The organism is Streptomyces sp. TLI_185 (assembly GCF_003814765.1).
Lineage (GTDB): Bacteria > Actinomycetota > Actinomycetes > Streptomycetales > Streptomycetaceae > Streptomyces.
Genome location: NZ_RKRB01000001.1, coordinates 8,652,179 through 8,665,949 on the forward strand (window position 1 = coordinate 8,652,179; position 13,771 = coordinate 8,665,949).

The following is a 13,771-nucleotide window of genomic DNA, read 5'->3' on the forward strand; positions in this document are numbered from 1 at the left end:
TGCGCCCCACCGAACGCGCCGACCGAGTACGTCCGGACACCCGAGCGCGACCCGCTCGGGCGCACCAGAGAGTGGAACCACCTGTGAGCAAGGACGCCGTGGACACGGCACAGGCCGCCACCCGGACCGACGTGGCCCAGGTGCCCGCGGACGCGGGCGACGCCGGCTACAGCAAGGACCTCAAGGCCCGCCACGTCAACATGATCGCCATCGGCGGCGCCATCGGCACCGGCCTCTTCCTGGGCGCCGGCGGCCGTCTGCACAACGCGGGCCCGGCCCTCGCGCTCGCCTACCTGGTGTGCGGGATCTTCGCCTTCTTCGTCGTCCGGGCGCTGGGCGAACTGGTCCTCTACCGCCCCTCCTCCGGATCCTTCGTGTCGTACGCGCGCGAGTTCCTCGGCGAGAAGGGTGCGTACGTCGCCGGCTGGATGTACTTCCTGAACTGGTCGACGACGGGAATCGCCGACATCACGGCGATCGCGCTGTACACGCACTACTGGAGCATGTTCACGAGCATCCCGCAGTGGGTGCTCGCCCTGATCGCGCTGGCCGTCGTGCTCGCCGTGAACCTGATCTCGGTGAAGATCTTCGGCGAGATGGAGTTCTGGTTCGCGATCATCAAGGTGGCCACGCTCGTCGGCTTCATGCTGATCGGCATCTTCCTGCTGGCCACCCGGCACGAGGTCGGCGGCCACACACCGGGCCTGTCCGTGATCAACGACCACGGCGGAGTCTTCCCGCACGGCCTGATGCCGGTCGTCCTCGTCATGCAAGGCGTGATCTTCGCGTACGCCGCCCTGGAACTGGTCGGCGTCGCCGCCGGTGAGACCGCCGAGCCGGAGAAGGTCGTCCCGCGCGCGGTGAACTCGATCATGTGGCGGGTGGGCCTCTTCTACGTCGGCTCGGTCGTCCTGCTGGCCCTGCTGCTCCCGGGTTCGGTGTACTCGGCGGACCAGAGCCCCTTCGTCACGGTCCTGTCGAAGGTCGGCATCCCGGCGGCGGGCGACGTGATGAACCTGGTGGTCCTGACGGCCGCGATGTCCTCGCTGAACTCGGGCCTGTACTCGACGGGCCGCATCCTGCGCTCGATGGCGACGGCGGGCTCCGCCCCCAGGTTCACGGCCCGCATGAACCGCAGCCAGGTCCCCTACGGCGGCATCCTGCTCACCTGCGCGGTGTGCGTGCTCGGCGTCGGCCTCAACTACCTCATGCCGAGCCAGGCCTTCGAGATCGTGCTGAACGTGGCCTCGCTCGGCATCGTCTCGACCTGGGTGATCATCATGATCTGCCACCTGGTCTTCGTCCGCCGCGCCAAGGCCGGCCTGGTCACCCGCCCGTCCTTCCGCCTTCCCGGCAGCCCGGTCACGGAGATCACCACGATCGCCTTCCTGCTCGCCGTGCTCGCCCTGATGTGGAACGACCCCGAGGTCGGCCGCAAGACCCTCCTCCTCATCCCCGTGATCGCCGCAATGCTGGTCGCCGGCTGGTTCGCGGTACGGCGCAGGGTCACCCGGGACGGCGACCGGGAACTGACCGAGCTCACGAAGTAGCGGGGGCGCTCCGTAAGGGGCGCGGGGCTGTATCGATATGCGGCTCCGCCACGTGGGCGCGGGCAACCACGCACGACCCGCAGACACCCACTGCCCGGAGGGCTTGCGGCGAGACGGTCCGCCCTGCCCGGCGGAGCGAGACGCCTCGGATAGGGTGCGGTCTGGCCGGCGGCGCATGGCCGCGTGTCGAGCCACCGGTCACGGAGCGACCGGTGAAGCGCGGCATCAAGGTCACGGTCTCTGACCATGGGGAGGACTGCAGTTGAGCAGGGAGACAGACGTCCTCGTGCTGGGCGGCGCCGGCGTGGATACCATCGTGTACGTGCCGGAGCTGCCGCTGCCGTACGCCGACAGCTACATGATCGAGTCCGGGATCCGTACCCGTGCCGGACAGACCGGCGACTTCGTGGCCCTCGGCCTCACCGCCCTCGGCCTGCGCGTCCATCACCTCGACATGCTCGGCGAGGACCCCGAGGGCGACCTGGTCCGCGCCCTGCACCGGGACAACGGCATCGCGCTCACCGCCGTCCCCCACCCCGCCGGCACCAAGCGCGCGGTCAACCTGGTCGGCCCCGACGGCAGACGCCTGTCGCTGTACGACGTGAGCCGCACACAGGGCGAGGACCGCTTCCCCAAGGACACGGTGCGCGCCCTCGCGGCGGCGAGCCGCCACGCCCACGTCGCCATCACCCAGCCCTGCGCCCACGCCCTGCCGGTGCTGCGCGAGGCCGGCGTGACCGTGTCCACCGACCTGCACGACTGGGACGGCAGGAACACCTACCACGAACCGTTCGCGTACGCGGCGGACGTGGTGTTCCTGTCCGCCGCGGCCCTGGCCGACCCCGAGCGCACGATGCGCCGGATCGCGGACCGCGGCCGGGCCGAGGTCGTCGTCGCCACGGCCGGTGCCAAGGGCGCCTACCTCCTGGCCGACGAGGAGCTGACCCATGTACCGCCCTTCGCACCGCCCGCCCCGGTGGTGGACTCCAACGGTGCGGGCGACGCCTTCGCCGCGGCCTTCCTCCACGGCTGGCTGAACCGCGAAACCCCACAGCGCTGCGCCCTGTACGGCACCGTTGCCGGCGCCCACGCCTGCACGATCCCTTCGACGGAGACGGAGGCGATCAGCCGGGACGCACTGCTCGCCCTCGTGGCGGGCACGGAGCCGCGGCCGTAGCGCAGGGGGAGCCGGAGGCTGCAGAACTGGCAGTCCGAACTCCTCGCGTGGCCTCCATGGCCGTCCTGTCGATCTACCTCCGCCGACGCGGCTCGCCGGATTCCGAGCCGGTCGGGGCGGCCCCCACCTCGACAGGTGTCGAGGATGAAGGACCGCCCCGCCGTCCCCCGCCCTACTGCGCGCCGCGCCCTTGCCCGTGCACGTCGTTCGTCGCCTCGATCTTCTTCCACGACTTCGGCTGCACGTCAGCCGCCGCCGACTTCGCGATCGACGCGGAACGCGCCGCCGGCGCGGCCGGCTTCGACGGCTGGAACAGCCACGCGTCGAACAGCGCGCCCAGCGACTTCCCGGAGACCTTCTCGGCGTAGGCCTGGAAGTCGGCGACGGACGCGTTCCCGTACGCGTGATCCCGCGGCCACCCCTTCAGAATGGCGAAGAACGCGTCATCGCCGACTGCGTTCCGCAGCGCCTGAACCGCCAGCGCACCCCGGTCGTAGACAGCGATGTCGAACTGGTTGTCAGCACCGGGGTCACCCGGCTTGACCGTCCAGAACGCGTCATCCGCCGGGTGCGAGGCGTACACGTAGTCGGCGAGCTGCTGCGTCGTGCCCTCGCCCTCGTGCTCGGACCACAGCCACTGCGCGTACCGCGCGAAGCCCTCGTTGATCCAGATGTCCTTCCAGCCCTTCAGCGACACGCTGTCGCCGTACCACTGGTGCGCCAGCTCGTGCACGACCACCGAGGTGTTGGAGCCGTTCGCGAACTGCTTCGGGCTGTAGTACACACGGGTCTGCGTCTCCAGCGCGTACCCGGTGGTCGTGTTCGGCACGTACCCGCCGGCCGAGCTGAAGGGATACGGCCCGAAGTAGCCGCTCAGCCAGTCGACGAGCTCCCCGGTGCGCTCCACGCTCGCCCGCGCGGCGCCGTCGTTGTCGCCGAGGTCCTTGCTGTAGGCGTTGACGACCGGCACGCCGCCCTCGGAGGTGCTGGTCGTGATGTCGAACTTGCCGACCGCCAGCGTGGCCAGATAGGTCGCCTGCGGCTTGTTCTCCCGCCAGTTGTAGCGGGTCCAGCCGAGCTTCGAACTCGTCGACTGCAGCGTGCCGTTGGAGAGGGCCTGGGTGCCGTCCGGCACGGCCACCGACACGTCGTAGGTCGCCTTGTCCAGCGGGTGGTCGTTGCTCGGGAACCACCACCAGGCCGCCTCGGGCTCGTCCGCCGCGACCGCCCCGTCCGGCGTGCGATGCCAGGTGTTGAAGCCGTACGCGCTCTTCGTCGACGGCACCCCGCTGTAGCGCACGACCACGGTGATCGGCGAGCCCTTGGCCAGCGGCGTCTTCGGCGTCACGACCAGCTCGTGCTGGCCCGAGGTGGCGAAGGACGCCTTGACGCCGTTGACCCGCACCTCGCTGACGTCGAGCAGGAAGTCCAGGTCGAAGCTCGACAGATCCTGCGTCGTCCTGGCCAGAATCGTCGCCGTACCCGCCAACTCGTCGGTGGCGGGCTGGTATTGGAGACGCAGGTCGTAGTGGGAGACGTCGTATCCGCCGTTGCCGTAGGCCGGGTAGTAGGGGTCGCCGATGCCCGGTGCGCCGGGGGAGTAGCTCGCGGCCGACGCCGGGATCGCCAGCATCAGGGACGCGGCAGCGAGTGCGCCCGGCGTGATGATTCTGCGGTGCACGAAAGCTCCAAGTCGTAGGAGTACGAGGTCTGTTCGGAGCCTATTCAGTCCCTGTGTCCCCGGGCATGTCCATGGCCCCACGTGTCACACGATCGCCATTCGGCCGACATGAGCAGCAGCCCCCCGTTCCTCACGGACCTCGTAGGCGTCCGATTGCACTCTTCTGTACGGGAGTTGACCGTTGTACCGTCCGCGCATGTCCATACGCATGCGCTTCACGACCTGGAGACCGCTCGCAGCGGCGGCCGTCGCCGCCCTCATGGCAGCGTTCCTCACCCCCGCGGCGGCTCACAGTGCCCCGCAGGAGAGCCGCCCCGTCTACTCCTACGACAACGCCATCCGCGAGGCCGTATGGGTGGACACCGGACTCGACGGGGACGGCGACGGCAAGGCCGACCGGGTCGCCGTCGACATCGTCCGCCCCCGCGAACCCGCCCGGCAGGGCCACAAGATCCCGGTCATCATGGACGCCAGCCCCTACTACTCCTGCTGCGGCCGCGGCAACGAGAGCCAGAAGAAGACGTACGACGCGAACGGCAACGTCGTCCAGATGCCGCTCTTCTACGACAACTACTTCGTGCCCCGCGGCTACGCCTTCGTCGGCGTCGACCTCGCCGGCACCAACCGATCCGACGGCTGCGTCGACGTCGGCGGCCGCAGCGACATCCAGTCCGCGAAGGCCGTCGTCGACTGGCTGAACGGCAGGGCCAAGGCGTACACGACCCGCACCGGCACCACCACCGCCAGGGCGACCTGGACCAACGGGAAGACCGGCATGATCGGCAAGAGCTGGGACGCCACGATCGCCAACGGCGTGGCCGCGACCGGCGTGCGGGGTCTGAAGACCATCGTCCCGATCAGTGGCATCTCCTCCTGGTACGACTACTACTTCGCCAAGGGCGCCCCGCTCTACGACTCCGGCCCCGACTGGCTCTCGAACTACGTAGACAGCCCCGACGCGCAGGCCAAGTGCGCCGCCGTCCAGAAGAAGATCGTCGACGGGGCGCCGCGCACCGGTGACTGGACTGGCTTCTGGACCGAGCGCGACTACGTCAGGAACGCGAGCAAGGTGAGGGCCAGCGTCTTCCTTGTGCACGGCATGCAGGACCTCAACGTCCGCACGAAGCACTTCGGCCAGTGGTGGGACGCCCTCGCCAAGAACGGCGTCGAGCGCAAGATCTGGCTCTCCCAGACCGGCCACGTCGACCCCTTCGACTTCCGCCGCGCCACCTGGGTCGACACCCTGCACCGCTGGTTCGACCACGAGCTCCTCGGCTACGACAACGGCATCGACCGCGCGCCCATGGCCGACATCGAGCGCCACCCCGACCAGTGGGTGACCTCGCAGTCCTGGCCCCCGAGCGGCACTCGGACCACGACCCTGCGCCCGGACCAGGGCACCCAGGCGGGCGTCGGCACCCTCGGCCTCACGAAGGGCGACGGCACCGAGACCTTCACCGACAACCCGCAGCTGAGCGAGACCGACTGGGCCGCGAAGATCGACACGTCGACTCCCGACAAGGCCGGATTCGTCACCAAGCCCCTCACCCACGACCTGCGCCTGTCCGGCTCCTCCAAGGTCACCGTCACCGCGACCCCCACCACGAAGACGGCCCACCTCTCCGCCGTCCTCGTGGACCTCGGCCCCGACACCATCCGTGACTACGCCGACTCCGCAGAGGGCATCACCACCCTCACCGACCGCACCTGCTGGGGCGCGAGCACGGCGGGCGACAGCTCCTGCTTCAAGGCCACCGAGGCCAAGAAGACCGCCGTCGACTACACGGTGTTCAGCCGCGGCTGGGCCGACCTCGGCAACTATGCCTCCGACCTCAAGGGCGTCCCGCTCACCCCGGGCAAGGCGTACACCATCACCCTGGACCTGGCGGCCACCGACCACGTCGTCCCGGCCGGCCACCGCCTCGCGCTGATCGTCGCGGGCACCGACAAGGACCTCATCGACCCCCCGACCGACAAGCCGACCCTCACCCTGGACCTGACCCGCACATCGGCCAGTGTCCCCCTCGTCGGAGGCGCGCCGGCATTCACCCGGGCCACCTCCAGCAAGTCCCCGTCCGCACCTGCGGCCACGTCCCTGAAGGGCGTACGCAACCCGAGCGCCGCCCACCGCATCCCCATCGGCTGAGCAGCGGCTTTCAGGGGCGCGGGGATGTGTCGATATGCGGCTCCGCCGCGATGGGGGTCCCCCCGCTCGAGCGAAGTCGAGAGTGGGGGAGCGACCAGCCACGACGGAGCCGCACACGACAGACGGCCCCTCGCGGCACCCCCGCGGAGCGCTATGCGGCCGGGCAAGCCAGCCCGGCCGCCTCCCCCGCACACCCCCAGGCCACGGTCACCCCGGCCCCGCCATGACCATAGTTGTGCACCAACACCCGCCCGTCCGGCAGGACTTCCCGCTCCAGCCGCACCGCATCCCGCGCGGGCCGCAGCCCGACCCGGTGCTCCAGAACCCGCGCCCCCGCGATCTCGGGCCGCAGCGCCGCACACCGCCGCACGATCGCCTCGGCCACCGCCGGATCCGGCTCCAGCGACCAGGCATCCTCATCCGCCGTACCGCCCAGCAACAGCCGTCCGGGCTGCGGAAAGAAATACGCCATCTCCCCGTCCGCGTCAGTGGAAGTGAGCCACGTGCGGATGCCGGGGTTCTCCACCACGACCAACTGCCCGCGCACGGGCCGCACGGACGCATCCGGAACGAGCGAACGCGCGCCAAGACCGGCGCAGTTGACGACCACCGGCGCGTCCACCTCCGCGAAGTCGCCGACCGTACGCTCCTCGACCACCCCGCCCGCTTTCACCAACCGCTCCCGCAGCCACGGCAGATGAGTCGACATGTCGATGAGCGGCAGCCGCGCCCACAGCCCACTCCCGGCGTACTCCTCCGCCGTCGACGCCCGCAGCCCGCGCACCCGGGCGGACGCCCACGCCTCGGCCCGGTCGAGATCCGCCTCACCCAGTACGCCTTCGACCATGCGTACGCCGGTGGACTCGGGCCGCGTCGCCAACTCCTCGTACACGTCGAGCGATTGCAGTGCCCAGGCGCGCGCCCGCGCGACCGGCTCGATCCGGTACGGCCACCACAGTGCGCCCGCAACCGCCGAGGTGGTCGCCTCCACGGGATCCCGCGTCCACACCCGCACCCGTATGCCGCGCTCGGCGAGGACGACGGCCGTGGTCAGCCCCATGACCCCGGCGCCCACCACGATGACATCGTTGTTCCGCAGGCTCTCCACGCGGGGACGTTAGCGGAATGTGTCATGCCGTGCTCAGACAGCTCCCACTCTGGGGATACTCACAGCATGTCTGCCGAGTACGCGACCTTCGGCCTGGCACCGGCGATGCGTGCCGGTGGAGTCCTCGCCAACGGTGACTACCAAGTGCACCGGGACTTCGTGGACTTCATCGTCGACGGACGCCCGCTGCTGTTCCGGCTCTCCGACCTCGACGCCGTCTCCCCGCTCGCCTCCGACATCCCACCCGCGATCTTCACCGAACAGGTCCGCAGCCTCCTTCTGGAGGCGGACCCGCCGCTTCCGGACGGCCGTTACGTCATCTACGGCTGCCCCGAGTGCGCCGATCTGGCCTGCGGCGCGGTCACCGCGATCATCGAGCAGGACGGCGAGGACTACGTCTGGCGGGACTTCGCCTGGCAGACCGACGAACACGCCGACCTCGAACTCAACGGTTACCACGGCATCGGGCCCTTCCGCTTCCACGGCGCCGAGTACCGCGAGGCGCTGGCCGCCCTCCTCGACGGCGAGTCCCCGGGCGCCCGCCGCCGCGTCCTGCTCATCGGCGCCCGAGTCGCCCTGCTCGCCAAGCTCGCCGCCGCCCTGCGCACCATCGGCATCGGCGCCGACATCGCCCACGACGCCGACGGCGTCCCCGCCGACGAACTGCGCGCCTACGGCGCCGTCGCCTTCGGCCGCGCCATCACCCGGGAACAACGTGCCGCCGTACGCAGCTCCTTCGAGCAGGCGGGCGTCGACGTGGTGTACGTCGAGGGCCTCGCCCCGATCGTCCCGCTCCTCGTCGCCCAGATCGAACACGCCCTGGACCGCAGTCCGGCGGAGCAGCGCCGCCTGACCCGCCTGGTGGCGGCCGACGGCGAGGCGGGCGTCGAGGTCACCTCACCCTGCCGGGTCCGCCTCACCGCGTACCGCCTCGACCGCCTCTACCGCACCCACACCCACGAGGTCTTCGACGGCGTCCTCGAACCGGGCCGCCACCGCATCGCCCTGGACGCCAAGGCGGTGAAAGGGGAGTCGTTCGTGGTGGCACGGACGGCGGGGAGCGTGCTGGTGGAGGCGATGGCGCGATAGCGCTCCGCTTTGGGGGCCGCGACGGGAGAGGGGGTGCCGCGAGATGCCGTCAGCCGTCTGCGGGTTCGTCGTGGCTGGTCGCGCCCCCGCGGCGGAGCCGCATATGGATGCAGCCTCGCGCCCCTTCGGGGCGCGTCCGACCCGACCCGCCCATTAGGATCGCCCTCTGTGACCGCCACTCTCGTCGCCAAGAACCTCGCCGCCGGCCACGGCGACCGCTCGCTCTTCTCCGGGCTCGACCTCGTCGTCGCGCCCGGAGACGTGATCGGGCTGGTCGGCGCCAACGGCGCGGGCAAGTCCACGCTGCTCAGGATGCTCGCGGGGCTGCTCGCGCCGGAGCAGGGGGAGCTCAGGCTCTCCCCGCCGACCGCGACCGTCGGGCACCTCCCGCAGGAGCCGGAGCGGCGCCCCGGCGAGACCGTCCGGGAGTTCCTCGCCCGCCGCACCGGCGTCGCGGAGGCGCAGCGCGTGATGGACGAGGCCACGCAGGCCCTGGTCGACGGCGCCCCCGGTGCCGACGACGCGTACGCGACCAGCCTGGAGCGCTGGCTCGACCTGGGCGGAGCCGACCTGGAGGAGCGGTCCGAGGAGGTCGCCGACTCCCTGGGCCTGGCCGTGGACCTGGACCAGCCGATGACCTCCCTGTCCGGCGGCCAGGCGGCACGCGCCGGCCTCGCGTCCCTGCTCCTCTCCCGCTACGACGTCTTCCTCCTCGACGAGCCGACCAACGACCTCGACCTGGACGGCCTGGAACGCCTGGAGCGATTCGTCTCCGGCCTCCGCGCCGGCACCGTCGTCGTCAGCCACGACCGCGAGTTCCTCACCCGCACCGTCACCAAGGTCCTCGAACTCGACCTCGCCCAGCAGCAGATCACGCTCTACGGCGGCGGCTACGAGGCCTACCTGGAGGAGCGGGACGTCGCCCGCCGGCACGCCCGTGAGGACTACGAGGAGTACGCCGACAAGCGCGCCGCCCTCCAGGACCGGGCCCAGATGCAGCGCTCCTGGATGGACAAGGGCGTCAAGAACGCCCGCCGCAAGGCGAGCAACGACAACGACAAGATCGGCCGCAAGTTCCGCAGCGAGGCCAGCGAGAAGCAGGCCGCGAAGGCCCGGCAGACCCAGCGCATGATCGAGCGGCTCGACGTGGTCGATGAGCCCCGCAAGGAGTGGGAGCTGCGCATGGAGATCGCGTCGGCCCCGCGCTCGGGCGCCGTCGTGGCCACCCTGCGGGACGCGGAGGTCCGGCGCGGCGACTTCACCTTCGGCCCGGTCTCCCTGCAGATCGACTGGGCGGACCGGGTGGCGGTGACCGGGGCGAACGGCGCCGGCAAGTCGACCCTGCTGGGCGCCCTGCTCGGCCGGATCCCCCTGGACGCGGGCCATGCGAGCCTCGGCTCCGGCGTCCTGGTCGGCGAGGTCGACCAGGCCCGCAAACTGTTCCACGGCACGGAAGCCCTGATCGACGCCTTCTGCGCCGCCGTACCGGACACCGAGCCGGTCGAAGTACGCACGCTGCTGGCCAAGTTCGGCCTGAAGTCCGATCACGTCCTGCGCCCGGCGGCGACCCTCTCCCCGGGCGAACGCACACGCGCCGCCTTGGCGCTCCTGCAGGGCCGGGGCGTCAACCTGCTCGTCCTGGACGAGCCGACCAACCACCTCGACCTGCCGGCCATCGAACAGCTGGAGTCGGCCCTCGACGCCTATGAGGGCACCCTCCTCCTGGTCACCCACGACCGCCGCATGCTGGACGCGGTCCATGTGAACCGGCGGCTTGAGGTGGCGGACGGAAAAGTCACGGAGCGCTGAGCAGGAGCAGGCCGGGGGAAGTCCGCTGCGGCTCGGGGTAGCGCCCTGAAGGGCCGCGGGGCTGTTGCACAGGCGGCCCCGCCGCGGGGGCGACCAGCCACGATGGTGCCGCAGGTGATCGACGGCCCATCGCGTCACAAGGAGGGGCCATGGGTTCTGAGGCGAAGCGGCCGGCCGTGCGGATCGTGCACGAGCAGGACGTCGTTGCACGGATGCGCGGCACCCAGGACCGGATCGCGGACGCGATCACCGCCTTCGCCGGGACCATGGCCTTCGTCTATCTGCACGCCCTGTGGTTCGCGGTGTGGATCGTGTGCAACGAGGGGGCCTTCGGCAAGGGGGCGGTCTGGGACCCGTACCCCTTCGGACTGCTCACCATGATCGTCAGCCTGGAAGCGATCTTCCTGTCCACCTTCGTGATGGTGAGCCAGAACCGCCAGGCCGCCCGCGAGAACGTCCGCGCCGACCTGGACTTCGAGACCAATGTGCGCTCGGAGGTGTGGGCCGTCCACATCGGCCGTTCCCTCGGTGTGGACCCCGTGGAGGTCGAGCGGCGCGTTCAGGAACTGCTCGCGGAGAACCGCGCCCGGATGAACGGCGGCACCGCGCCGCCTCCCAAGCAGAGCTGAGCGGGCCGGCGCAGAGCTGAGCGGATCGGCTCACATCCAGTCGTCGGGCCCTGGGTCGCCGCCCGCCGCCACCGTGGCGAGTCGGCCGGTGTAGTGCGTCCAGCCCTCCCGGTGCGCGGCAGACGCCTCGGGGGACGGCAGGTCGCGGTGGACGAGGCGGAGGAGGGTGCCCTCGGCGACCGGTTCCAGGGTGATCTCGACCGTGGTGGAGCCGGGCGGCACGGGCATCTCGCCCTCGGCCCAGCCCCAGGTGAAGACCACCCGCTTCGGCGGGTCGATCTCCACGAAACGGCCCTCCGCGACGTTGTCGCCGTTGACCCGCGTCCGGTAGGCGCCACCGGGCTCGAAGCTGAACGTGCCGTCCGCGCCCATCCAGGACAGCCACTTGTCCCGGTCGGTGAAGAAGGAGAACACCGTCTCCGGTCGCGCGGCGATGAGCCTCTCCAGGGTGACCGCATTGACGCTCACGTGTCCGTCCCTTCGCCGCGCTCCGCGCGTTCCGCCGCCTCGGACAGTTCGGCGAGCGTGTCCAGCCTGTCCGCCCACATGGACTGCAGATACGCGGCCAGCGGACCGAGGGCTTCACGGTCGGCACGGTAGAACCGCTTCTTGCCGTCCTGGCGCAGCGTAACCAGACCGGCGTCCCTGAGCACCTTGAGGTGCTGGGAGACCGCGCCGAACGTGACGTCGAACCGGTCGGCGATCTCACCCGCCGACCGCTCCTCGTCCCACACCAGGCGGAGGATCTCGCGTCGCCGGGGTTCGGCGACCACCTGTACCGCGTCCATGGAGTTCATTTTAGTCACCACTTGAATTTGCCGGAGCCTCGGGACTACATTTTAGTCATCACTAAAACGAAGGTCTCGGAAGTTCCAGGCCTGAGCGCCTGCGGAAGGAACACACGTCATGCCCGACATCGCGATGCAACTGACCATCGAGGCCGACCCGGAGACCGTGTACACCGCCATCTCCACGGCCGACGGGATCCACGGCTGGTTCACCACCACGGCCGCTGCCGGCGAAGGCGTGGGAAGCCTGCACGAGCTGGAGTTTCCGGGCGTGCCCGGGGCATGGCGGCTGCGCGTCACGGAGGCGGAGCCCGGCAAGCGGCTGGTCCTGGCGGGGGAGAACGGCCCCTGGACCGGAACCGAGCAGGTCTACGAGCTCCTGGCCCGCCCGGAGGGCGGCGTCACCCTGCGCTTCACCCACAGCGGTTTCCCCGCCGTCGACGACGCCTACCGCGACTTCACCTACGGCTGGGCGACGAAGTTCGTGCAGCTCAAGCGGTACGCCGAGACTGGCGAACCCGCCCCGTTCTTCACAGCCTGACCGCAACCGCAACCGCAACCGCAACCGCAACCGCAACCCGGCCGGCCCGTCAGAAACCACCGCAGGGAGAGAACCCGTGAACGCCACCCAGCACAGCACACTGCACCCCGCCATCCGCGAATGCGCCGAAGCCGTCGCAGCGACGGCCTCCGGCATCCGCGAGGAACAGCTCCAGGACCGCACCCCGTGCGAGAAGTTCACCGTCGCCGAACTCGTCGACCATCTGGGCGGAACCCTCCTGTCCGCCGCGCGCGCCGCCCGCAGGGAGGCGCAGCCCGGTGAGGACTCCGCTGCCCCGGCCATGACACCGCAGGCGCTGGCCGACTCCGCGGGCCGGGCCGCGGCGGCCTGGTCGGACCCGGCTGCCTACGACGGCACCACCGAGTTCGGCCCGGGGGAGATGCCGGCCTCCCTGGCCGCCTCGATCACGCTCCACGAACTCGCCCTGCACGGCTGGGACTTGGCCCAGGCCACCGGCCGCTCCTTCGACCTCAGCCAGGAGACCGAGCGGGCAGCGGTCGGCGTGGTCGAGCAGCTCGCCGAGCAGGCACGCGGCAACGGCAGCTACGGCCCGCCCGTGCCGGTTCCCTCCGACGCCCCCGCCTTCCACCGGGCGCTCGGCATCAGCGGGAGGAACCCCGCCTGGAACGGCTGAGAGCGCGGCTTCAGCGCAGGCGCGTCGCCAGCCCGGGATAGTCGACGACGCAGCCCTCCGCGTCGAACTCCAGGTCACTGCGGAACTCGCCGGATGCGAACCGGACATGGCCGCCGCCGTTGGTGCGCCCCAGGTGGGTGTAGGTCTGCTGCGACGGCCGCACCACCAGGCCCGGCACCGACACCCACGCCATCAGGAACTCCCGCTCGCCGGGCGCCCGATGGAGGTCGTGCCGCAGCACCGGCATGGTGTTGGTGAGCGGGCACAGTCCCAGATCACAGTCGAGCGCATCCTCGACACCGGGCACCGGTTCGCCGTCCGCGGTCCACCGCCCGGCGTCGTCGCGCCGCAGATCGAGGGTGCGGGTACTGGTCTCGGTCTCCGCAGTGACCACCAGCCGCCGGGTCACGAATCCTTCACCGGTCTCGAGCTCGTACGAGATCCAATACGGCTCCGGAACGGTCCCGACGGCCCGGCCGTGGGCCCGCAGAGAGCCGTCGGCGAACTCGACCCAGGCGGTCTCGTACCCCCGGCTCTCCAGCACTTCCCAGGTGACGGCGTGCGCAGCGACCATGCCAGCCACTTTAGGTCTGAAAGG

The 13,771-nt window shown here is 70.7% G+C and carries 13 protein-coding genes; 8 read left to right on the plus strand and 5 right to left on the minus strand.

All coding sequences use genetic code 11. The features are described 5' to 3' along the window. Window positions 1-83 precede the first annotated feature (83 nt). Both EDD92_RS39755 and EDD92_RS39760 read left to right on the plus strand, forming a co-directional pair. Window positions 84-1,550, plus strand: coding sequence for an amino acid permease (locus EDD92_RS39755; RefSeq protein ID WP_123968774.1), 1,467 nt, complete (start codon window positions 84-86; stop codon window positions 1,548-1,550). A 262-nt stretch (window positions 1,551-1,812) separates the two neighbouring features. Next, a complete protein-coding gene (locus EDD92_RS39760; RefSeq protein WP_123968775.1) occupies window positions 1,813-2,727 on the plus strand; it encodes a PfkB family carbohydrate kinase in 915 nt (304 codons plus the stop codon). A 172-nt stretch (window positions 2,728-2,899) separates the two neighbouring features. Here EDD92_RS39760 and EDD92_RS39765 read toward each other — a convergent pair whose 3' ends face one another. Then, the gene (locus EDD92_RS39765) at window positions 2,900-4,408 is read right to left on the minus strand and encodes a M1 family metallopeptidase (RefSeq protein WP_123968776.1); all 1,509 of its coding nucleotides are present in this window, start codon (window positions 4,406-4,408) and stop codon (window positions 2,900-2,902) included. Between the two features lie 196 nt (window positions 4,409-4,604). On the opposite strand from EDD92_RS39765, the gene EDD92_RS39770 reads away from it, so the two are divergent. Beyond that, on the plus strand, window positions 4,605-6,554 hold the full coding sequence (locus tag EDD92_RS39770) for a Xaa-Pro dipeptidyl-peptidase (RefSeq protein ID WP_123968777.1): 1,950 nt from the start codon (window positions 4,605-4,607) through the stop codon (window positions 6,552-6,554). 151 nt (window positions 6,555-6,705) lie between these two features. Here the strand turns inward: EDD92_RS39770 and EDD92_RS39775 are convergent, their stop codons facing one another. Next, window positions 6,706-7,614, minus strand: coding sequence for an FAD-dependent oxidoreductase (locus EDD92_RS39775; RefSeq protein WP_399185526.1), 909 nt, complete (start codon window positions 7,612-7,614; stop codon window positions 6,706-6,708). Between the two features lie 114 nt (window positions 7,615-7,728). Between EDD92_RS39775 and EDD92_RS39780 the strand changes: the two genes are divergently transcribed. The 3 genes from EDD92_RS39780 to EDD92_RS39790 all read left to right on the plus strand — a co-directional run bounded on the left by EDD92_RS39780 (window position 7,729) and on the right by EDD92_RS39790 (window position 11,189). Continuing rightward, on the plus strand, window positions 7,729-8,751 hold the full coding sequence (locus tag EDD92_RS39780) for an oxidoreductase (protein WP_123968779.1): 1,023 nt from the start codon (window positions 7,729-7,731) through the stop codon (window positions 8,749-8,751). A 168-nt stretch (window positions 8,752-8,919) separates the two neighbouring features. Further along, the gene (locus EDD92_RS39785) at window positions 8,920-10,560 is read left to right on the plus strand and encodes an ABC-F family ATP-binding cassette domain-containing protein (RefSeq protein ID WP_123968780.1); all 1,641 of its coding nucleotides are present in this window, start codon (window positions 8,920-8,922) and stop codon (window positions 10,558-10,560) included. A gap of 149 nt (window positions 10,561-10,709) precedes the next feature. Further along, window positions 10,710-11,189, plus strand: a complete 480-nt coding sequence (locus EDD92_RS39790) for a DUF1003 domain-containing protein (protein ID WP_123968781.1) — start codon at window positions 10,710-10,712, stop codon at window positions 11,187-11,189. 30 nt (window positions 11,190-11,219) lie between these two features. Here EDD92_RS39790 and EDD92_RS39795 read toward each other — a convergent pair whose 3' ends face one another. Next, on the minus strand, window positions 11,220-11,657 hold the full coding sequence (locus EDD92_RS39795; protein WP_123968782.1) for an SRPBCC domain-containing protein: 438 nt from the start codon (window positions 11,655-11,657) through the stop codon (window positions 11,220-11,222). Then, window positions 11,654-11,977 (minus strand): helix-turn-helix transcriptional regulator, encoded by a 324-nt coding sequence (locus tag EDD92_RS39800; protein ID WP_123968783.1) that lies wholly within the window; start codon window positions 11,975-11,977, stop codon window positions 11,654-11,656. Before EDD92_RS39800 ends, EDD92_RS39795 begins: the two co-directional genes overlap by 4 nt. Before the next feature lie 118 nt (window positions 11,978-12,095). Between EDD92_RS39800 and EDD92_RS39805 the strand changes: the two genes are divergently transcribed. Together EDD92_RS39805 and EDD92_RS39810 are read left to right on the plus strand one after the other, a co-directional pair. Next, window positions 12,096-12,518, plus strand: coding sequence for an SRPBCC domain-containing protein (locus EDD92_RS39805; RefSeq protein WP_123968784.1), 423 nt, complete (start codon window positions 12,096-12,098; stop codon window positions 12,516-12,518). A 76-nt stretch (window positions 12,519-12,594) separates the two neighbouring features. After that, a complete protein-coding gene (locus tag EDD92_RS39810; protein WP_185124274.1) occupies window positions 12,595-13,173 on the plus strand; it encodes a TIGR03086 family metal-binding protein in 579 nt (192 codons plus the stop codon). A gap of 10 nt (window positions 13,174-13,183) precedes the next feature. On the opposite strand, the gene EDD92_RS39815 is transcribed toward EDD92_RS39810, so the two are convergent. Further along, window positions 13,184-13,747: a putative glycolipid-binding domain-containing protein gene (locus tag EDD92_RS39815; RefSeq protein ID WP_123968786.1), complete on the minus strand. Its 564-nt coding sequence runs from the start codon at window positions 13,745-13,747 to the stop codon at window positions 13,184-13,186. Window positions 13,748-13,771 lie beyond the last annotated feature (24 nt).